Origin of the sequence: Erwinia sp. MMLR14_017, assembly GCF_033657285.1 — a bacterium.
In the GTDB taxonomy this organism is placed as follows: Bacteria; Pseudomonadota; Gammaproteobacteria; order Enterobacterales; family Enterobacteriaceae; genus Erwinia.
The window spans coordinates 76,302-97,189 of record NZ_JAWVWP010000007.1 but is presented as its reverse complement, the minus strand read 5'-3'; the positions used below and the strand labels follow the sequence as shown (position 1 = coordinate 97,189).

21 protein-coding genes are annotated in these 20,888 nt (G+C 56.3%); 8 read left to right on the top strand and 13 right to left on the bottom strand.

The annotated features are described in order from the left end of the window. Positions 1–9: 9 nt before the first annotated feature. From argT to pdxB, 11 genes are all read right to left on the bottom strand, one after another. On the bottom strand, positions 10–792 hold the full coding sequence (gene argT / locus SD961_RS13325) for a lysine/arginine/ornithine ABC transporter substrate-binding protein ArgT (protein WP_318790835.1): 783 nt from the start codon (positions 790–792) through the stop codon (positions 10–12). A gap of 284 nt (positions 793–1,076) precedes the next feature. After that, positions 1,077–1,646, bottom strand: a complete 570-nt coding sequence (locus SD961_RS13320; protein WP_318790834.1) for a UbiX family flavin prenyltransferase — start codon at positions 1,644–1,646, stop codon at positions 1,077–1,079. Between the two features lie 105 nt (positions 1,647–1,751). Further along, on the bottom strand, positions 1,752–3,269 hold the full coding sequence (gene purF / locus SD961_RS13315; protein WP_318790833.1) for an amidophosphoribosyltransferase: 1,518 nt from the start codon (positions 3,267–3,269) through the stop codon (positions 1,752–1,754). A gap of 36 nt (positions 3,270–3,305) precedes the next feature. After that, positions 3,306–3,791 (bottom strand): colicin V production protein, encoded by a 486-nt coding sequence (gene cvpA / locus SD961_RS13310; RefSeq protein ID WP_306211542.1) that lies wholly within the window; start codon positions 3,789–3,791, stop codon positions 3,306–3,308. Between the two features lie 399 nt (positions 3,792–4,190). Further along, complete coding sequence (gene dedD, locus SD961_RS13305; RefSeq protein ID WP_318790832.1) at positions 4,191–4,922, bottom strand: cell division protein DedD; 732 nt, start codon at positions 4,920–4,922, stop codon at positions 4,191–4,193. Continuing rightward, positions 4,912–6,174, bottom strand: a complete 1,263-nt coding sequence (gene folC / locus SD961_RS13300) for a bifunctional tetrahydrofolate synthase/dihydrofolate synthase (protein WP_318790831.1) — start codon at positions 6,172–6,174, stop codon at positions 4,912–4,914. Before folC ends, dedD begins: the two co-directional genes overlap by 11 nt. A gap of 64 nt (positions 6,175–6,238) precedes the next feature. Then, a complete protein-coding gene (gene accD / locus SD961_RS13295; RefSeq protein WP_318790830.1) occupies positions 6,239–7,150 on the bottom strand; it encodes an acetyl-CoA carboxylase, carboxyltransferase subunit beta in 912 nt (303 codons plus the stop codon). Between the two features lie 147 nt (positions 7,151–7,297). Beyond that, on the bottom strand, positions 7,298–7,960 hold the full coding sequence (locus SD961_RS13290) for a DedA family protein (RefSeq protein WP_318790829.1): 663 nt from the start codon (positions 7,958–7,960) through the stop codon (positions 7,298–7,300). A gap of 29 nt (positions 7,961–7,989) precedes the next feature. After that, positions 7,990–8,805, bottom strand: a complete 816-nt coding sequence (gene truA / locus SD961_RS13285; protein ID WP_318790828.1) for a tRNA pseudouridine(38-40) synthase TruA — start codon at positions 8,803–8,805, stop codon at positions 7,990–7,992. Then, the gene (locus SD961_RS13280; protein WP_318790827.1) at positions 8,805–9,815 is read right to left on the bottom strand and encodes an aspartate-semialdehyde dehydrogenase; all 1,011 of its coding nucleotides are present in this window, start codon (positions 9,813–9,815) and stop codon (positions 8,805–8,807) included. The genes truA and SD961_RS13280 overlap by 1 nt, the downstream gene beginning before the upstream one ends. A 77-nt stretch (positions 9,816–9,892) precedes the next feature. Further along, positions 9,893–11,029, bottom strand: a complete 1,137-nt coding sequence (gene pdxB / locus SD961_RS13275; RefSeq protein ID WP_318790826.1) for a 4-phosphoerythronate dehydrogenase PdxB — start codon at positions 11,027–11,029, stop codon at positions 9,893–9,895. Positions 11,030–11,175: 146 nt separating this feature from the next. On the opposite strand from pdxB, the gene SD961_RS13270 reads away from it, so the two are divergent. Then, positions 11,176–12,084, top strand: a complete 909-nt coding sequence (locus SD961_RS13270; protein ID WP_318790825.1) for a DMT family transporter — start codon at positions 11,176–11,178, stop codon at positions 12,082–12,084. Here SD961_RS13270 and SD961_RS13265 read toward each other — a convergent pair. Together SD961_RS13265 and tctD are read right to left on the bottom strand one after the other, a co-directional pair. Next, the gene (locus SD961_RS13265; protein WP_318790824.1) at positions 11,993–13,462 is read right to left on the bottom strand and encodes a sensor histidine kinase N-terminal domain-containing protein; all 1,470 of its coding nucleotides are present in this window, start codon (positions 13,460–13,462) and stop codon (positions 11,993–11,995) included. The genes SD961_RS13270 and SD961_RS13265 overlap by 92 nt on opposite strands. Continuing rightward, positions 13,450–14,115 (bottom strand): transcriptional regulator TctD, encoded by a 666-nt coding sequence (gene tctD, locus SD961_RS13260; protein ID WP_318790823.1) that lies wholly within the window; start codon positions 14,113–14,115, stop codon positions 13,450–13,452. Before tctD ends, SD961_RS13265 begins: the two co-directional genes overlap by 13 nt. 121 nt (positions 14,116–14,236) lie before the next feature. On the opposite strand from tctD, the gene SD961_RS13255 reads away from it, so the two are divergent. From SD961_RS13255 to SD961_RS13220, 7 genes are all read left to right on the top strand, one after another. After that, positions 14,237–15,217 carry a tripartite tricarboxylate transporter substrate binding protein gene (locus SD961_RS13255; protein ID WP_318790822.1) on the top strand — a complete coding sequence of 327 codons (981 nt, stop codon included), beginning with the start codon at positions 14,237–14,239 and terminating at the stop codon, positions 15,215–15,217. A gap of 12 nt (positions 15,218–15,229) precedes the next feature. Beyond that, a complete protein-coding gene (locus SD961_RS13250; RefSeq protein WP_318790821.1) occupies positions 15,230–15,661 on the top strand; it encodes a tripartite tricarboxylate transporter TctB family protein in 432 nt (143 codons plus the stop codon). Positions 15,662–15,672: 11 nt separating this feature from the next. Next, positions 15,673–17,178 (top strand): tripartite tricarboxylate transporter permease, encoded by a 1,506-nt coding sequence (locus SD961_RS13245; protein ID WP_318790820.1) that lies wholly within the window; start codon positions 15,673–15,675, stop codon positions 17,176–17,178. Positions 17,179–17,346: 168 nt separating this feature from the next. Further along, positions 17,347–18,384 (top strand): flagella biosynthesis regulator Flk, encoded by a 1,038-nt coding sequence (gene flk, locus SD961_RS13240; RefSeq protein WP_318790819.1) that lies wholly within the window; start codon positions 17,347–17,349, stop codon positions 18,382–18,384. A gap of 253 nt (positions 18,385–18,637) precedes the next feature. Further along, the gene (locus SD961_RS13230; protein ID WP_318790818.1) at positions 18,638–19,069 is read left to right on the top strand and encodes a MarR family transcriptional regulator; all 432 of its coding nucleotides are present in this window, start codon (positions 18,638–18,640) and stop codon (positions 19,067–19,069) included. 198 nt (positions 19,070–19,267) lie between these two features. Continuing rightward, positions 19,268–19,984, top strand: a complete 717-nt coding sequence (locus SD961_RS13225) for a nitroreductase (protein ID WP_318790817.1) — start codon at positions 19,268–19,270, stop codon at positions 19,982–19,984. 127 nt (positions 19,985–20,111) lie between these two features. Beyond that, positions 20,112–20,858 (top strand): NADPH-dependent F420 reductase, encoded by a 747-nt coding sequence (locus SD961_RS13220; protein WP_318790816.1) that lies wholly within the window; start codon positions 20,112–20,114, stop codon positions 20,856–20,858. Positions 20,859–20,888: the final 30 nt, after the last annotated feature.

The following is a 20,888-nucleotide window of genomic DNA, read 5'->3' as shown; positions in this document are numbered from 1 at the left end:
AGGTTTTACTTAACCGCCGTACACGTCAAAGTCGAAATACTTTTTAGCTAATTTGTCGTAGGTACCATCTTTGCGCAAGCTATCAAACGCTTTATCAATGGCTGCTTTCAGGTCGGCATCATCTTTACGCATGCCCATACCGGTACCCACACCGAAGATTTTTTCATCTTTCACGGCCGGACCCGCAAACGCATAATCTTTACCGGCAGGCTGCTTCAGGAAGCCTTCGCTGGCAGCGACTTCATCCTGGAAGGCAGCATCGATACGGCCAGCCGTCAGATCCTGATAAACCAGATCCTGGTTAGCGTACGGGGTAACGGTAATGCCCTGAGGACGCCAGTTTTGGTTGGCGTAGGTTTCCTGCGTAGTGCCCTGTAGCAGGCCGATGGTTTTGCCTTTCAGCGAATCAAGCGTCGGCATGATTTTAGAGCCTTTCGGCGCAATCAGACGGGCGTTAGCAGCATAGAGTTTCTCCGAGAAGGCGATCTCCTGCTGACGCTTTTCGGTGATAGAGAGCGAAGAGATGATGGCATCAATTTTTTTCGCTTTCAGCGAGGGGATCAAAGCATCGAAATCACTTTCCACATAGGTGCATTTGGTCTCGATACGCTTACAGATCTCATTCGCCAGATCGATATCAAAGCCAACCAGTTGCCCCTGAGCATTTTTAGATTCAAAAGGTGCATAAGTTGGATCGGTACCGATGCGCAGCGTTTTCGGCACGGCAGCAAAGGCGCTACCCGCTGAAGAGAGAGCCAGCAGCAGAGAAAGAGCCAGGACCTGCTTTTTCATAAATTACCCTCGAGTATGGTTTTTTATTATCTCAGTCGTGATGTTGTTAGCGCAGTAAAAGCAATTGTCTTTTGCAGATTTCATGCCAATTTTGCCGGGCTTTGCCCCATCGCTGCGCAATCCCCGCATTACGCCTTGTGACGAGGCAAACAGCGGCAATGCAGGGAAATTTATAACAGGTTTGTAACCTTTCGGGGAATGCAATGATGCATTTTGGTGCACTGAATGCCCAAAAAGCGATTCAGCACCAACAAACGCACTATTGCAGTGCATTTATTGCGGGGTTATGCACCCTGCCAGCGCGCGAAAAGATCTTTATCGAGGGTGATATCAAACTGATCAAGCACACGGTTTACCGTCTGGTCGACAATATCCATGATGTTGGTGGGCCGATGGTAAAATGCTGGCACCGGCGGCATGATAATTGCGCCCAGTTCAGCGGCGGTAGTCATCATACGCAGATGGCCCAGATGCAACGGCGTTTCACGCACGCAGAGAACCAGACGGCGGCGCTCTTTCAGCACTACATCGGCAGCACGCGTCAGCAAGCCGTCGGTATAACTGTGCACAATACCGGAGAGGGTTTTCATTGAACAGGGCAGAATAGCCATGCCGTCCGTTTTAAAGGAGCCGGAAGAGATGCTGGCAGCGATATCCCGCACATCATGTACCACATCGGCCATCGCCTGGACCTCCCGCACGGAGTAATCGCTCTCCAGCGCCAGGGTTTGGCGGGCAGCCTGACTCATCACCAGATGGGTTTCCACCTCGTTTACCTGCTGCAAAATCTGCAGCGCGCGTACGCCATAGATGACGCCGCTGGCACCGGAGATGCCAATAATGAGTCGTTTCATAATAATCCTGCGAAGTTAGAGGGCTGAGTATGACATGGCCGGCCAAAAAAGAAATGGGCCGGAATCGCTTCCGGCCCATCTTACCTGCCTGCAGAACTCAGGGTATTAGCCTTCGTTGTGCATTTCCAGGTTTTCTACTTCGTTCTGACGCGCCATCGCTTTGGCATCATCATTACGCAGTGACTGGAGATACTCCAGATATTGCTGATCGACATCTTTGGTGACGTAGATACCGTTGAACACCGAGCATTCGAACTGCACGATATCGGGGTTCTCCTCTTTCACCGCTTCAATCAGATCGTCCAGATCCTGGAAGATCAGGCCATCGGCGCCAATCAGCTGACGGATCTCTTCCACTTCACGGCCATGAGCAATCAGTTCCGTTGCGCTTGGCATATCGATGCCGTAAACGTTAGGGAAACGGATTTCCGGTGCTGCAGAAGCCAGATAGACTTTCTTCGCCCCTGCTTCACGTGCCATCTCGATGATCTGCTCGCAGGTGGTGCCGCGCACGATAGAATCATCCACCAGCAGCACGTTTTTGCCACGGAACTCGGCACGGTTGGCGTTAAGCTTGCGGCGAACCGCGCTGCGGCGCTGGTGCTGCCCCGGCATGATAAAGGTACGGCCTACGTAGCGGTTTTTCACAAACCCCTGACGATAAGGCTTATCCAGGATACGCGCCATTTCCAGCGCAATATCGCAGGAGGTTTCCGGAATAGGAATGACCACATCAATATCCAGGTCTTCCCACTCGCGGGCAATTTTCTCGCCCAGCTTGGTGCCCATACGCACGCGGGCGCTGTAAACGGAAATTTTGTCCAGGAAAGAGTCCGGGCGGGCAAAATAGACGTACTCAAACAGGCACGGATTGAATTTAGGGTTCTCCGCACACTGACGGGTAAACAGCTGCCCTTTTTCAGTGACGTAGACCGCTTCGCCTGGCGCAACGTCGCGCAGGAATTCAAAGCCCAGCGTATCCAGCGCCACGCTTTCAGACGCCACCATATATTCGCTGCGGCCATCTTTCATGCCGCGCTTGCCAATCACCAGCGGACGGATGCCGTTAGGATCGCGGAACGCCACCAGACCATGGCCGATAATCATCGCCACGCAGGCATAGGCACCGCGGACTTGTTGATGCACGGCAGCCACCGCAGCAAAAATGTTATCTGCTTCAAGCGGGTAATGCTGAAAACGATCCAGCTCAACCGCAAAGATATTCAGCAGGATCTCAGAATCTGAAGTGGTGTTAACGTGACGACGGCCGCTTTCAAATAGCTGCTTACGCAGCTCGTGCGCGTTGGTCAGATTACCGTTGTGCGCCAGCGTAATGCCATAAGGCGAGTTCACGTAGAAGGGCTGCGCTTCAGAAGCGCTGGAGCTTCCGGCCGTTGGGTAACGGACGTGACCGATCCCCATATTGCCCTGCAGACGCTGCATATGGCGGGCTTCAAATACATCGCTAACCAAACCGTTTGCTTTACGCAGGCGGAAGCAATTCAATGCATCAATGGTAACGATGCCTGCGGCATCCTGCCCACGGTGCTGGAGCACCGTTAACGCGTCATAAATCGACTGGTTGACCGGCATGAATCCGGCGATCCCGACAATACCGCACATGTGGTTATTTCCTCATAAGCCGTAACCCCGGTTCTATTACCGGGGCAAAAAACTCGACGTACTTTTCAGGTAGTCAAAAAACCACCTGATGACGTAACTGAACTGGGGAACCAGCTGGGACTGTTGCCAGTCCGGGCTTTTGGAAAAGCCGGTGAATGTATCGAGGAAAAACAGAATGGCTGAGACAATCAGCACGCCACGTAAAGCCCCGAAACAGACGCCCAACACTCTGTCAGTACCTGACAGGCCAGTTTTTTCAACCAGCGAACCAATGACGTAATTGACAATTGCCCCGACTAACAGCGTGGCAACGAACAACACCCCAATGGCGATTCCATTTCGAACCAGTTCGTCTTCAAACCCTGTGAACCAGACGGCTAAGTAGGAGTAGTAATGACTGGCGACAAAAAATGCGCAACCCCAGGTAACGAGAGATAATGCTTCCCGAACGAATCCCCGGATCAGGCTGACAAGAGCCGAAAAACCAATAACCGCAATAATGACGTAATCTATCCAGACCATGAACTCTTCCAGCGACTGTGCCCCTGCATCCAGTTCGGGGCGAATTCTAACAGAAAAAGAAAACGTTTGCGTAACGTTTTCCTTTACCAGTTTATTTAAAGAGGTGTGTTAAAAAAACCAGCAAGAATGCCTGCTGGCGGCCTCCCTCACCTGACGGAAGGCCTGATAATGCAATGTTTTGATTTGCTTCAGGTAACGCCCGCCCGCAACAGGATGCTCTGGGGCGGAGGCCGGGCATTTAAGGTTATAAATAAGGCAGAGGCTCTTACACTAATAGCCACAGGCTCAGATTTTACGGGTGGAAAAGCCGCCACCCGTTGAAAAAAACCTGCCGGACGTTACGGTGAGACTCTGCGCCCTGTCGCTACCTTTTCTGCAGGATAAACGAGCCTTCAGCTGCTAACGCGCGCTGTAAGGTTTCACTACTCCGCCTAATCCTGAAATGCTTTTCAGCTCCCCTACCGCTGCCTGCATCTTCGCTTTCGACGCATCCGGTCCAACGTAGATGCGGGTTATCTGCCCCTGAACCGGCGTGGAAGGCACGGTAAAGGCGCGATAGCCAGAGAGACGCAGCTGCGCCACCACTTCATTTACCTTGCTGGCATTTTTCAGTGCGCCCAGCTGAACAACGTAGGCCTGGCCGCCCGGTGCGCCCGCCTGCTGAGCAGGCTCTGCAGGCTGAGGCGCCGGAGCAGGTTCAGGCTTCGGCTGAGGAACAGGTTCAGGCTTAGGCTGAGGCTTCGGTTTTTCCACCGGCTTCGGTTTAGGCTTCTCAACCGGCTTCGGCTGAGGAACAGGTTTAGACTCGACCACCGGCGGCGGTGCGACTACGCTGGGTTGATTGTGTGACTGCGGTGCCGTGGAGCCACTTTCAGCCTGAGAACTGTTGCCGCTGTTTTGTCCGGTAACAACGCTTGCCGCGCCTTCTGGCGGCTGCGATGGTAAAGGCTGCGTGACCGGCGGCACCAGATCGTTTTCCTGCTGGTCACCCGGTTTCGGCACCAGCGGAATGGCCGCGAACTCTTCTTTGTAATGCTTTTTCTTGCCGTCGAGCAGGCCCGGCAAAACGATCACGCCAAGTGCTACGATGATGACGGTCCCGACTAAACGGTTTTGAAACTTACTGGCCACTGCCGTTCTCCGTTTCCCTCGTTTCCATTACGTGCGCTACGGTGTGGAAAGAGCCACACACCAGCACAATATCCTGCTCTGCCGCCTGCTGAAGCGCGTAATGATACGCCTCAGCCACGCTGGCAAAGGTCTGAGCCTGCGGCAAATATGCCTTAAGCTGCTCAGCGCTGGCACCGCGCGGGCCTTCCAGCGGCGCGCAATACCATTGATCCACTTCCGGTTCCAGACAGGCCAGCGTACCGGCAATATCTTTATCATGCAGCATGCCGACCACAGCGTGAACCTTGCCGGTTTTCGCCATTTCGCTGAGGCGCCCGGCCAGCCAGGCGGCTGCATGAGGATTGTGTGCCACATCCAGAATCACGCGGGGTGAGTTCGCTATCGTCTGAAAGCGGCCGGGCAAAATGGCCTTATCCAGCCACTGATAAATAATTTTTTCATCGACGCTGAGGGGAGAGGCGCGCAGAGCAGCCAACGCGGTAGCAGCATTGGGCAACGGCACCTGCGGCATCGGCAGCGCTTTCAGCGAGCCATGCGCATCGGTAAACGTCCAGTTTCCGTCAGCTAATGAATAAGACCACTCTCTGTCGCGCTTAAGCAGCAACGCGCCGAGCTTATCGGCTACATCTGCAATGCTTTGCGGCATCTCCGGCTCGCCTACTACGGCCGGTTTTCCGGCACGGAACACGCCCGCTTTTTCACGGCCAATGCTTTCGCGGTCCGGCCCCAGCCAGTCGGTATGATCCAACCCAATGCTGGTCACCACGGCAACATCTGCATCGACAATGTTGGTGGCATCCAGCCGCCCGCCCAGTCCCACTTCCAGGATCACCACATCAAGTCGGGCGCGTTTGAACAGCCACAGCGCAGAGAGCGTGCCAAATTCAAAATAGGTGAGCGAGGTTTCGCCACGTCCGGCGTTGATATCCGCAAACGAGGCGGTGTGATCCGCTTCCGGCAGCTCTTCTCCCTGAATACGGACCCGTTCGGTATAACGCAGCAGATGAGGTGAGCTGAACACGCCTACGCGATAGCCCGCAGCAATCAGCAGCGTTTCAAGCGTCCGACAGGTGGTACCTTTGCCGTTGGTGCCCGCCACGGTAAATACAACGGGGGCCGGGGTTAAGAGGTCGAGCGCAGCAGCCACGCGTTGGACGCGTGCCAGCCCGAGTTCGATAGCTTGAGTATGGAGATTCTCAAGATAATGAAGCCACGTGACCAGAGGCGACGTGGCTTGAGGAAATTTATCCATGTGTCCCGTTCAATGTCGTACGGTTCATTGGTAAAAGGGGCGCTGCGCCCCTTTCGGTTGGCAGTCAGGCCTCTGGGCTCTGCGGCGCATCCTCAACAACCTCTTTAACGAGGTCTTCCTCAGGTGCGGGCAGATTCATCATTTTAGCCAGAATGCTTGCCAGCTTAAAGCGCATTACCGGACGGCGAATGATCATATCGATTGCGCCTTTTTCGATCAGGAACTCGCTGCGCTGGAAGCCAGGGGGCAGTTTTTCACGGACCGTTTGTTCGATAACGCGTGGGCCGGCAAAGCCGATCAGCGCTTTCGGTTCCGCAATGTTCAAATCGCCCAGCATGGCGAAGCTGGCAGAGACGCCGCCCATGGTCGGGTCCGTCAGCACGGAGATATAAGGCAGTCCCCGCTCCTGCATTTTTGCCAGCGCAGCACTGGTTTTGGCCATCTGCATCAGCGACATTAACGCTTCCTGCATACGGGCGCCGCCCGAAGCGGAGAAGCAGATCATCGGACAGTTGTCTTCCAGCGCCTGCTCAACGGCACGCACAAAACGTGCGCCAACTACCGACCCCATTGAACCGCCCATAAAGGAGAACTCAAACGCGGCGGCTACTACAGGCATGCCGTGCAGGGTTCCCTTCATCACAATCAGCGCGTCTTTTTCGTCGGTCTCTTTCTGAGCCGCAACCAGACGATCTTTATACTTCTTGGAATCCTTGAACTTGAGCAGATCTTTCGGTTCCAGCTCGCTGCCAAGTTCCACCATCGACCCTTCGTCCAGCACGCTGTGCAGACGGTCACGACCATGCATACGCATGTGGTGGTCGCATTTCGGGCAAACTTCAAGATTACGCTCCAGCTCGGCGCGGTACAGAACCTGGCCGCAGCTGTCGCACTTGGTCCAGACCCCTTCCGGAATACTGGCTTTGCGCGAAGGGGTGATGGTGCTTTTATTGAGAATTCGTTCAATCCAGCTCATTGATGACCTTTCTGTTTGAACCTGGTGAAACCAGTTTTCTTTTTTCCACGCCGCACGGCAGCGCAGACCATAATGTCGCTCATTAAACCATAACCGCCCGATGCTGTGGATAAAAATCTGGTCAACGGACGGCAGTTTAGCGATGTATTACTGCGATTTTTGCTGACGGGCAGCGCGACGCTGGCGCCAAACCTCAATCACGCCCGGCAGTACCGACAGCACGATGATGGCCACAATCAGCAGCTTCAGATTCTCCTGCACGGCTGGCATATTGCCAAAGAAATAGCCCGCGTAGGAGAACAGCAGCACCCACAGCAACCCGCCCGAGATGTTGTAAAGGGCAAAGTGGCGGTAGGACATTTTTCCCATGCCGGCGACAAACGGCGCAAATGTCCGGACGATCGGCACGAAGCGCGCAAGAATAATCGTTTTCCCGCCGTGACGCTCGTAAAATTGATGGGTTTTATCCAGGTGACTGCGACGGAAGATCTTTGAGTTCGGGTTGCTGAACAATTTGTCGCCAAACAGCCGACCAATCGTATAGTTCACCGCATCGCCCACAATCGCGGCTACCGCCATCAGGACCACCATCATATGGATATTGAGATCGTTAGTGGGTAACGCTGCCAGCGCGCCGGCGACGAAAAGCAGGGAATCTCCTGGCAGGAAGGGCGTGACAACCAGACCTGTTTCACAAAACAGGATCAGAAACAGAATGGCATACACCCACATACCATACTGCGCCACCAGCTCCGCCAGATGAACATCAATATGCAGGATGAAGTCGACAACAAAATGAATCAGTTCCATACACGTTTCCTTAATTGTCCAGGCATTATTTAATCCTCGAGGAACAGCGGTCCCATCGGCGGACGAGGTAGTTCATACTGTTCCGGGTAATCGACTGCCACCAGGTATAACCCTTCTGCGCGGGCAGTGGCCGCAGCCAGCGTGCGATCTTTCGCCGCCAGCAGCTCTGCCATCCAGCTCTCAGGTTGATTACCGCAGCCGATTTCCATCAGACTGCCGACAATATTACGCACCATATGGTGCACAAACGCGTTAGCTTTAATATCCACAACCACCCAGTCACCATAACGGCTGACGTTCAGATGCATCATATAGCGCCACGGCGTCCGGGACTGGCACTGCACCGCACGAAACGAAGTGAAGTCGTTTTCGCCCAGCAGGCACTGCCCTGCCCGCTGCATTTTTTCCACGTCCAGCGGATGGTAAAAATGGGTCACGCCACCATGCAGGATCGCCGGGCGCAGGCGACGATTATAGATGACGTAGCGATAGCGCCTGGCGGTGGCGCTGAAGCGGGCATGAAAATCATCCGCGACCGGTTTGGCCCAGCGCACAGCGATATCATCCGGCAGATTCGCATTAACCCCCAGCGTCCAGGCAGCCTCCTTGCGTACGGAGGTGGTTTCGAAATGCACAACCTGACCGGTGCCGTGAACGCCAGCATCCGTTCTGCCTGCGCAAAATACGGTAACCGGATGGTTAGCGACTTTGGAAAGGGCTTTTTCCAGCTTTTCCTGCACGCTGCGCACTTCCTGCTGCCGCTGCCAGCCATAGTAGCGGCTGCCATCATATTCAATGCCGAGCGCCAGCTTGTGCTTCTGCTCAGGCAAGCCTGCTTCTGACATCAGTACATATACTCCTGAACCAGCTTCTCAGCGGTTTTCACCGCCATCAGCGCGCCACCAAAACGCACGTTGTCCGCTACGGACCAGAATTGCAGCATTTCCGGAATGCCGTAGTCGTTACGCACGCAGCCCAGGCTCAGATGGTTGCTGCCGGAAGCGTCGCCAACCTGCGTCGGATAGTTATCTTCATCAGAGAGAGCAATATCTTCTGCCTGTAGCAAGACTTCGCGCGCTTCGTCAGAGGAGATAGGGCGCAGGTTTTCAATATGCACAATCTGCGCGTTGCCGTAGAAAACCGGGGCCTGCACGGTCGAAACTGTGATCGGCAGTCCTTCGTCCTGCAGCACCTTACGCACCTGATCCACCAGACGACGCTCCTGCAGCACGCTGCCTTCCGCATCGTTCAGCAAAGGCAGCATGTTGAAGGCCAGCTGACGGTTAAAGAAGCCCTCTTCCGCAGGCAGGCCATTCAGCAGACGAGCGCTCTCACCGGCCAGCGAATCCACCGCGGCTTTGCCGTGGGCAGAAGCGGCAATCAGGCTGGTCACCTGCAGACGGCTTAAACCCGCCTGGTCCATCAGCGGCTTGATGGCGCACAGCAGCTGGCTGGTGACGCTGTCGGCCACGCTGATAATGTTGCGGTTACGGTAATCACCCAGCACCTGCGGATTGACATCCGGCACCACCAGCGGCACGTCCGGCTCCATGGCAAACAGGTCGCTGCTGTCGATCACCAGGCAGCCCGAGTTGGCCGCCTCATCCGCATAACGTGCGGAGGCTTCACGGCCTGCGGCAAAAAAGGCCAGCTGCACCTGCGACCAGTCAAAATTGCTGGCATCGGTGACTAAAATCGATTTCCCTTCATAGCGCAGGGTTTCACCCGCGCTGCGCTCGCTCGCCAGCAGATATAACTCACCAACCGGGAACTGGCGTTCAGCCAGCAGTTCCAGTACAGCTCCCCCTACTGCGCCTGTCGCGCCCAGTAGCGCAATGTTCCAGCCGTCAGACATGTTGGTTTACTCCAGAAAATAAGACAAAAGAGAAGGCGGTAGTTACGCCGCCCGCAGAGTCAGATAAGGCAGGGCCTTCAGGAAGCTGGCTCATAAACGGCATTAAAACCGAGTTTCGCCAGCAGGGTAGCAGCCTGCTCAGAATCACAAGCGACCTGCAAAGAGGACCACTCGCGACGTTCAAGGTAATTCTTGCGCAGGCGATCAAATTCGCCGGGAACAGCCGCCACCGCGCGCAGCGGCGCATCATCGCGGCGCACATCATACACCAGATGCACCACTCTTTTCAGCGTTGGCTGGTCCAGCTCACCGTGAAGAGTGATGCGACCAAATTCTGGAGCGGGCAATAAGGTCTCCAGCAGCACCTGCTGAGGCTCGCCGAGGAAGGCGGTCCAGGCTTCAAACACCTGGGTAGTGCCGCGCGCCTTGCCTTCCAGCGTGTATCCGGCGATGTGAGCAGTGGCGATATCTACCTTCTCCAGCAACGGCAGCGAAAGCTCCGGCTCCGGCTCCCAGACATCAAGTACCACGCTGAGGTCGTCACGCTGTTGCAGCACCTTCAGCAGCGCGGCATTATCCACTACCGGCCCACGGCAGGCGTTGATTAAGATTGTCCCTGGCTGCAGAGCCATCAGCAACGCCTCATCAGCGAGATGCAGCGTTTTGTATTCGCCCTGCTTAAAGAGCGGCGTGTGGAAGGTCAGAATATCGGCCTCTTCCACCAATGTTGAGAGCGGCAGAAACTCGCCCTCATCACCGCGATCGGCACGCGGCGGATCGCACAGCAGCGTTCTGATGCCCAGCGCTTCCAGGCGCGCCTGCAAACGGCCGCCAACGTTACCCACGCCGACAATACCCACCGTGCGATCTTTCAGCTGAAAACCGTCACGCTCTGCCAGCAGCAGCAGCGCAGAGAAGACATATTCCACCACCGCAATGGCATTGCAGCCCGGCGCGGCAGAGAAGGCGATACCCTGCGCCTGTAACCAGGCCTCGTCAATGTGATCGGTTCCGGCAGTGGCCGTGCCGACAAACTTCACCGGCTTGCCGCTCAGCAGTTCCGCATTCACTTTAGTCACCGAACGCACCATCAGAGCATCCGCATCATCCAGTTCCGCCTGCGGCACCGGACGACCCGGCACAGCCAGCACGTTGCCCGTGCGGCTGAAAAGCTCAAGGGCATATGGCATATTTTCATCAACAAGGATTTTCACAATCGGGTCCTGCCTGGAGAGGAGTGGGCCGATATTCTGCCATAAACCTGCGAACCGGATAACCCTCAGGTGCGCTGATTAAGAGTTTACCCTTGCGGAGAGGAGAGCGTACACTGCCCCCCTTTTCTTACCTGGCGGATCTTACTATGAATTTTCTGTTTCCCCTGCTGGCGGTGCTGATCTGGTCGGTGAATGCCATTGTCAGCAAAGTGTCGGCTGGAGCGATCGATCCGGCGGCTATTTCATTCTATCGCTGGGTGTTAGCTTTAGTGACCCTGACGCCTTTCGTGCTGCCTGCTGTCTGGCGCAATCGTCAGCAAATCAAAGAGGTGTGGTGGAAGCTGCTGATCCTGGGGCTGTTAGGTATGGTGCTCTATCAGAGTCTGGCCTATTACGCAGCGCACAGCGTGACCGCGTTGTTTATGGGGATCCTGAACGCGCTGATCCCGCTATTAACAGTGCTGATCAGTCTGCTGCTGCTGCGGCTGGCACCGACGCTGGGGATCCTGTTGGGCAGCCTGCTGTCGTTTAGCGGGCTGGTGTGGCTGGTGAGTCAGGGCAACCCCCAGCAACTGATTTCGCAAGGCTTAGGAAAGGGGGAAGTGATGATGTTTGCCGCCTCCACTTCTTACGCCCTGTACGGCGTACTGACCAAACGGTGGGCCATTGCACTGCCCAACTGGCAAAGCCTCTATATGCAGATTGTGTTCGGCGTACTGCTGCTGCTGCCCAACTTTTTGCTGGCGCAGGACGTTTCGCTTAACCTGCACAATATTCCGCTGGTGCTGTTTGCCGGGATCCCGGCGTCAATTATCGCCCCTTTCCTGTGGATCCAGGGCGTGATGCGGATGGGAGCCAATACCGCGACCATTTTTATGAATCTGGCCCCGATCTTCACGGCGATTATCGCCGTGCTGTTCCTGCACGAGACGCTGCACAGCTATCACTTTATCGGCGGCGGCATTACTCTGCTGGGCGTTTTTCTGGCGCAGCGCCTGCGAACTCCTCTGCGGCTGAAGCGGGCAGCGGCGGCGGATTCCGATCCCACTGCGTAAACGCCAGCCGGACCAGCAGCCCTCCCAGCGCCGGACTGCTATGCAGTTCGGCGTGAGTGCCATGCCAGTCGGCAATGTCTTTCACCAGCGCCAGTCCAAGCCCGGCACCGCCCACGGCACCGATCTCCGTTAAACGATGAAAGGGCTGCATCGCCTGCTGGCGCTGTGCGGCGGCTATCCCCTTCCCGCTGTCTTCAACCGTCAGTACGCCGTCGCGCACGCTGACGGTTATTGTACCTTTAGCCGGGGTGTACTTGATGGCATTGTCGATCAGATTGGCGCAAAGCTCCCCGATCAGCAGCGCGTCACCGCGCACCAGAAACCCCTCTTCCCCCTCATAGCCCAAATCGATCTGCTTTGCTCTGGCCTGAGCAAAATGGGAGAAACAGGCCTCTTTGGCCAGAGCGGCCAGATCAACCGCCTGCAACGGCACCTCCGTAGTCTGGTGTGCCCGCAGGCGTGAAAGCTGTAACAGGCGATTGGTGAGCGAGATGGTTTCATCCAACGTGACGCGCATGGCTTGTAAACTCTCTTTCCAGCTTTCGGGGTGGTCGCTTTTCAGGGCTACGGCCACCTGTGTTTTCAGGATAGTGAGCGGCGTACGCAACTGATGCGAGGCATCGGCGCTAAATCGTTGCTGGCGCGCCATCATTTGACGCAGCCGCTCTATATAGCGATTCACAGAGAGTATCAGCGGCTGCATTTCAGTCCACGGCAATACTGCCGGTAAAGGGGTGAGATCGCCAGGGTCTCGTCGCGCCATCAGGCCAGACAAGCGGCGCAACGGTCGCAGCACTTTTTTCAGCATCACGGCGGCCAGTAGCAGCGTCATCAAAACCAGCGCCCCCTGGCTGAGCAGCGCAGTCTTCAGTAATTTTCCCGCAAACTCTTCGCGGGATGTCAGCGTTTCTGCTACCAGTATCAGCGCCATGCCGTGAAGGTTCTCCTCGCTCACCGGTTGCCAGAGCGCGGCCACCCGGATAGCCTGCTGACGGTAAGTCGCGTCGTAGAAGTGTACCAACGCGGGATAATTCACTGAACGCGGCACATCCGCAGGCAGCGGGGGGATATCGTCATAACCGGAAAGCGTTTTGCCTTCCGGCGAGATGACCTGGTAAAACAACTGATCGTTCATGTTGCGCTCGAAGCTGTCCAGCACCACCCAGGGGACATCCACTTCCAGACGATTGTTCTTCACCCGCAGCCGTTCCGCCACGGTGCGGGCTGAAGCCAGCAGCGAGCGATCGTAAGCCTGGGTAGCGGCCTGCAATGCGCTTGCATAGTGGGTGTAAACAGAAAGTCCCCACAGCAGGATCAGCGGCAGCCCCAGCCATAACAGCAGCTGCCGACGCAGGGAAACCGACTTTATGACTGGCATTCGAGGCTGTAGCCCAATCCACGTAGCGTAACGATTGAGACATTACTGCCGGAGAGTTTTTTTCTGACGCGGTGCACATAGAGTTCAATGCTTTCCTGGCTGGCCTCATCCGCCAGGGTAAAGGTTTGCTCATAGAGCTGCTGCCGCGAGACCGGACGTCCGCGCCTTTGCATCAGTGTGGTAAGCACGCTGGATTCACGCGGGGTCAACGCCAGCGGCTTATGCTGAAGTTCAAAGTAGCCTTCATCATGGAAAATCAGCTCGCCAAAGGCCTGCGCTTCCTGGCTCTGGCCCTGGCTGCGCCGCAGCAATGCGCGGATGCGCGCCTCCAGCTCTTCCAGCTCGAAAGGCTTGCTCAGATAGTCATCTGCTCCCTGATTCAGCCCGCGTACGCGGTCTGCCACTCCGGTTCTTGCCGTCAGCAGCAGCACCGGCACGTTTTGCCCTCTTTTTCGCATTCGCCCCAGCAACGACAGACCATCCAGCCTGGGCAGCGAGATATCCAGCACCACCAGCGAGTACTGTTCCGTTTGTAATACCTGATCCGCAGCCAACCCATCGGCCAGCCAGTCAACGGCAAACCCTGCCTGGGTTAACGCCTTTTGCAGCCAGCAAGCCAGTCCGGCCGTATCTTCTACCAGTAAGAGACGCATATCACATCCTGTCAGTTTTCCTGCCCACTGAAAGGTAAATGAAAGGTTAATGTTTTAACAATTCTACAACCCCGGAAGTTCGGGAAAGCTCACACTCTGGAAGAAAAGAACGGAGCAATTAATGAAAAAAATGACCCGCACTGCGCTTGCCGCTGCTTTGCTGACCCTGGCTTCGCAGGCCAGCTTTGCCGCTGAAGCCCCGGATCGTACCGAATGTATTGCCCCGGCAAAACCTGGCGGCGGCTTTGATCTGACCTGTAAGCTGCTTCAGGTTTCGCTACAGGAAACCAAACAGATTGAGTCGCCAATGCGCGTAACCTATATGCCCGGCGGCGTGGGCGCTGTGGCTTACAACGCCATCGTTGCCCAGCGCCCGGCTGAGGCCGGAACCGTAGTGGCCTTTTCCGGCGGCTCGTTACTCAATCTTTCTCAGGGAAAATTTGGTCGTTATACCGTCGATGACGTGAAATGGCTGGCCGCCGTGGGCACCGATTACGGCATGGTCGCGGTGCGGGCAGACTCACCCTATAAAGATCTGAAAGAGTTGATGGCCGCAATGAAAGCCGACCCGAACAAAGTGGTGGTGGGAGCCGGCGCCTCCATTGGCAGCCAGGACTGGATGAAAACTGCCCTGCTCGCCCGCGAGGTTGGAATCGATCCCCGCAAAATGCGCTATGTGGCGTTTGAAGGCGGCGGTGAACCCGTTACGGCGCTGTTGGGCAACCACATTCAGGTGGTTTCCGGCGATATGAGTGAGATGGTTCCCCACCTGAAAGCGGGCAAGCTACGCGTGCTGGCCGTAATGGCACCGAACCGACTACCGGGGCAGCTTGCGGATGTTCCTACAGCTAAAGAGCAGGGCTTCGATATTGAATGGCCGGTGATCCGTGGCTTCTATCTGGGGCCGAAAGTCACCGATGCGGAATATAACTGGTGGTCTGACGCGTTCAAAAAGATGGTCGCTACGGATGAGTTCAAGAAACAGCGTGATATGCGTGGCCTGTTTGAATTCAATATGTTCGGTCAGGAGCTGGATAGCTATGTGAAGAATCAGGTCAACGACTACCGTGAAAAAGCCAAATCCTTTGGCCTGGCGAAATAACAGGAGCGCCCAATGAGCGATCGTATTTTTGCCGGCATCTGGCTGCTGCTCTGTGTGGGCGGTCTTTATATCGCCTGGGGGCTGCACAGCGAGTATAGCTACGAGCCTGTAGGCCCCCGCCCCTTTCCGATGATTATCCTCGGGCTGATGGCTCTCTGTGCAATCTGCATGCTGCTGCGAAAGCCCGATACTATTCACTGGCCAAAACGCGGGACGTTGCTGAGGCTGCTGGCATTGATGGCGATCATGATGCTGTACGGCTTGTTTTTTGAGCGCCTCGGCTTCCCGGTCATGACCACGCTCCTCACCTTTGGTATCGGTATGCTGTTTGGCGCACGCTGGTGGGCTGCGGCGATCTCTGGCGTGATCATGGGCGTGGCGCTGTTTTACGCGTTTGACCGCCTGCTGGAAGTGACTTTACCGCTCGGCAGCTGGCTGAGCTAACGGAGAACCGCATGGAAACCTGGTCCTTTCTTATGCAGGGGTTTGCGGTCGCGATGACGCCAACCAACCTGCTGATTGCTTTAGTTGGCTGCTTTATCGGTACCATTGTCGGTCTGCTGCCGGGGCTTGGCCCGATTAACGGCGTAGCCATCCTGATGCCGCTGGCCTTTGCGCTGCACCTGCCTGCGGAATCAGCGTTGATCCTGCTGGCTACGGTCTATATTGGCTGCGAATATGGCGGACGTATCTCCTCCATTCTGCTGAACGTGCCGGGGGATGCTGGTGCCATTATGACCGCACTGGATGGCTACCCTATGGCGAAACAGGGGCGCGCTGGCGTTGCGCTTTCCATTTCCGCCGTCAGCTCGTTTGTTGGATCAACCATCGCCATTCTGGGCATTATTCTGTTTGCTCCCATTCTGGCAAACTGGTCGCTGGCCTTTGGCCCGGCGGAATACTTTGCGCTGATGGTGTTCGCCATTGCCTGCCTGGGCAGCATGATGAGCCAGAACCCGCTGAAATCTTTCCTGGCCGCGTTAATCGGCCTGGGCATGGCGACAGTCGGCGTCGATGCCAACACGGGCGTTTATCGCTTCACCTTCGAAAGTGTGCATCTCTCTGACGGCATTCAGTTTGTTGTGGTTGTCATTGGCTTGTTCTCGGTCAGCGAAATTCTGCTGATGCTGGAATCCACCAGCGGCGGGCAGAAAGTCGTGCGGGCCAGCGGCCGCATGATGTTCAATCTGAAAGAGGCGGCTGATTGTACAGGTGCAACCCTGCGCTCATCATTTGTCGGCTTTTTTGTTGGTGTGTTGCCAGGTGCAGGGGCGACCATCGCCAGTGCTATTGCCTATATGACCGAGAAGAAAATTCGCGGTGGCGAAACCTTTGGTAAAGGTGACATTCGCGGCGTGGCGGCACCGGAAGCCGCAAATAACGCCTCGGCCTGCGGGTCGTTTATCCCGATGCTGACGCTGGGTATTCCCGGTTCCGGCACCACGGCGGTGATGGTGGGTGCCCTGACGCTGTATAACATCACGCCGGGTCCTGCGATGTTTACCGAGCAGCCCGATATTGTCTGGGGGCTGATTGCTGCCCTGCTGATTGGTAACGTGATGCTGCTGATCATGAACATCCCGATGATCAATATTTTTGCACGGATGCTGACAATCCCGCTCTGGTTCCTGGTCCCGGCTATTGCGGCCATCTCAACGGTAGGCGTCTATGCCGTGCACAGCAATACCTTTGACCTGCTGCTGATGGTCGGGCTGGGTATATTCGGCTATATCCTGCGTAAGATGGATTTCCCGATGTCGCCGCTGATCCTGGGCTTTGTGCTGGGCGAAATGCTGGAGCAGAACCTGCGCCGCGCCTTGTCAATCAGCAACGGTAATCTTCCTATCCTGTGGGAAAGCCTGATCTGTAAAGTACTGCTGGTGCTGGCCGTGGCCGTGCTGGTGGTGCCCTTTATCTGGAAACGCTGGCGGCGCAGGCGTTTACAGGCTGTTACTGAGTAAATAAAAAGCGGCCGGGGCAACCCGGCCTTTTCTTTAGCCGCTAAGAGGAAAATATTTCCCCCCGCCAGGCCCACGCTACTACCTATCACCGGGCGGGATTGTTATCATAGCCAATCACCCTTTCTCCGGCCTGCCCCGGATGTTGACCTTTGAGTTAAGGATTTTTTCATGCAACCTCTTAGCGGCCCCGGTGCGCCGATCCCTGGCGATCGTACAGCGGTCGATGCCAAAGCAGGCACTACCCGCCCTGGCCCTGGAGATCAGCCGCTAACGCCGGTCCAGCGCACCACGCTGGAAAGACTGATTGTCAAAATTATGGCGTTGAGTTCGCTGAAGTCGCCCGAGCTGTGGGCTGGCTTGCGTCATGAAGTGGGGGTGAAAAACGATGCGGGTCTGCTGGCGCGCCATTTCCCTGCGGCGGAACAGTTTCTCAATACCCGCCTCTCTCAGGTGCAAAATACCCACGCTAACCGCCAGCTTTTCCAGCAACTGACGGATCTGTTGCCGCAGGGGAACAATCGTCAGGCGGTGAGCGACTTTATCCGTCAACAGTTTGGCCATACGGTGCTCAGCTCGCTCAATCCGGACCAGCTGCGTCAGGTATTAACCATGTTGCAGAATGGTCAGATGGCGATCCCGCAGCCGCAGCAAAACCGTATCAGCGACCGCACGCTACTGCCTGCTGAACATCATACGCTGAATCAGCAAATCGCCCGCCTGGCTGCCGCCACGGGCGAACAGCCAGTGAAGCTGTGGGCTTCGGTTATGAAAGTGGTTAACCTGCATAGCGGCGATCCTGTTCCTTCGCGCCTGTTCCCGCTGCTGACACAGTATCTCCAGGTCAGCCAGACGCTAAGCCAGCATGCCGCCCCAACGCTGCCGATGCTGCTCTCCTCGCTGAAGGTGCCGCCGGACCATGCCGAGCAGCGCATGCTCGAAGATGCCAGCCTGCAACGTTTTCAGCAGCCGCCGCTGGCGATCCTTACCCCCGCCCAGGCCCAGGATCTGATGAACCTGCTGTTTGCCCGCCGCGCCGAACGCCTGCGCGAACAGCTGGTGGCCGATATCGATATCCAGCCGCAGCCGATTGTTGCGCCGCTGTTTGGTTATGTGCCGCCGGTTCTGCAGCCGCTGGTGAACCGTCCGGCGTTTACCGCATTTGCGGTGCTGGTGCTGATCCTGTTCCTGCTGTGGATTTTCCTTTGAGTCTCTGACAAACACTCTCGTTTAACGTTAACTCTGCAGGTCACTCTACTGCTGTCTTTCCCTGCGTGACCGGATGCTGGTCACGTAACCAGAAATCGAGCCTGCTACTTAACTCCTTTCCCTGATACCCTGCTGACGTCAGCTTCCACGCATCTTTGGTTGAGCCATTTTTTGCCCGTTGCAGGGGCGAATGGCTCTTGAAATTATTTAGTGATGGTTTACTCTAGTGCGCTAGAAGATATTGGTCGAGATAATGATGAAAAAGTCCCGCAGCGTCGGTATGGAGCTCTCTTTCGCTCTCTATGGAGCGGCTAACCGCATGGCCCGGATGCATAAGCCGTTCCTGGAGCCGTTAGGCCTGACGTTCCCGCAATACCTGGTGATGCTTGAACTGCTGAATGGATCGCCGTTATCTGTGGGCACGCTTGGCGCTTCTCTCGACATGGACACCGGCACTATCACGCCTCTTGTCAAACGGCTCGAGACTGCGGGATTTGTTACTCGTACTCGCGACCCGAACGATGAACGACGTGTGCTTGTCGATCTGACCCCAAAGGCCGAGAGCATTCGGGACGAAATCTGGAGCATTAGTCAGAAGATCAAGAGCGCCTGTAAATTGGATGAAACTGGGCTAATCGAGCTTCGCGATACCTTGCAGGATCTCAGTAGGCCGCGGCAAGAGTAGAGATAGCGACGACAACATATTCGCGCCATTTTATCTAGTACACTATATTATGGGGAACTAGAGATATTGTGCAAAATGACGACCCGCAGCTGAGGTCATCGGATGGTCGAAAGAAACTCTCCTTCAGAGCCATCGTGACTATCGCTGTGCTGGTCAGGTTCCCCGGTAACCACTAACCCCCTGACTAAGGAAGTAGTTATGACTATGAATCTTATCCAGCCTGAGACCGAAACGTCGCCCGACGAGACGCTGTCGTTCAAAGAGGCGACCCGCATGCGTCGCTCGATCCGCGGCTTTCTCGACAAGCCCGTGCCGGTAAGCATAATCCGTGAGGTGCTGGAGGATGCCCAGTGCGCACCGTCCAACTGCAATACGCAGCCCTGGAATACTCACATTGTCCGCGGCGAGAAACTCAGGCAGCTTTCCCAAATCCTGCACGCCAAAAACGACGCGGGAGAGTTCACGCCGGACTTCTCTTTCGACCAGAACGACTATTACGGCGACTATCGTAAGCGTAACGACGCCCTGGGCAAAGCCTATTACGAAGCCATGAATGTAATGCGCGAGGACAAGGATGGGCGGCGGCGCGTGGGAGCAATGAACTACTCGTTCTTCAATGCTCCGCAGGTTGCGTTCCTGTTCATGCCCTCGTTTGGCGACAATGTCCGTGTTGCAGGTGACATAGGTATGTATGGCCAAACTTTCCTGCTTTCGCTGGCGGCGCGCGGTCTCGGTGGCATCCCCCAAACCGCACTCGGTTTTTTTGCCGAAACAATCCGCGAATTCCTCGGCATTCCCGACGAGTTGAAATTGCTCTTTGGCATTTCTTTCGGCTACCCGGACGAGGCAGCACCCGGCAACCGGATCCACATGGATCGCGTGCCGGTCGACACAAGCGTGACCTTCCACGATTGAAATACCAGGGGAGCGGCCTCGTTTTGCCCGCCGCGCCCTCTACCGCATCAGTCACACGGCGGTGATATGACTTTGCCGCGCGATCTGCCGACTCCCTCTCGGCGATCAATCACACGAGGATAACATCATGAAGATTGGCATACTGGGCACCGGCAACATCGGCAAAACGCTGGTTTTGAAACTCAGCGCTGCAGGCCATGACGTAAAGGTCGCTAACTCGCGCGGCCCCGACACAATCGAAGGCGACATCCTGACCCACGGCGCTCAGGCCGTCACCTCCACCGAAGCAGTGGCTGGTGTTGACGTGGTGATCCTGTCGACGCCGCTCAGCGCCATTCAGAAAATCGCCCCGCTGTTGGCGGGGGTACCCGCCAACACCGTCGTGATCGACACATCCAACTACTATCCCAAACGTGACGGCGAGATCGCTGCCATCGAAGCCGGTCAAACCGAGAGTGAGTGGGTTGCCGGGCAGCTTGGCCGCTCCATCGCCAAAGCGTGGAACGCTATCACCTCAGCTTCCTTCGCGCAGAAGGGCCTCCCCGCAGGAACAGCCGGACGGATCGCCATTCCCGTTGCCGCCGACGGCGAGCGGGAACGCGATGTGGCGATGAGTCTGGTGGACGAGACCGGACTCGACGCCGTTTATTCAGGACCGCTCAGCGAGTCATGGCGCCAGCAGCCCGGATCGCCGAGCTACTGCACGGACCTGACGCGCGACGAGCTGCCCGCTGCCCTGGCCGCGACCGAGCGGGCCCGTCTGCCCAGACGCCGCGACCTCGCGATTGAGGCGATCATGGAACGGGTTGGCGACAGTACCACCAACCCCGACTCGGACTACGCCGTGCGTCTGACTCGCGCGCTCTTCATGTGACTGACGCAACGGGCGGGAGGATCTCCAGCC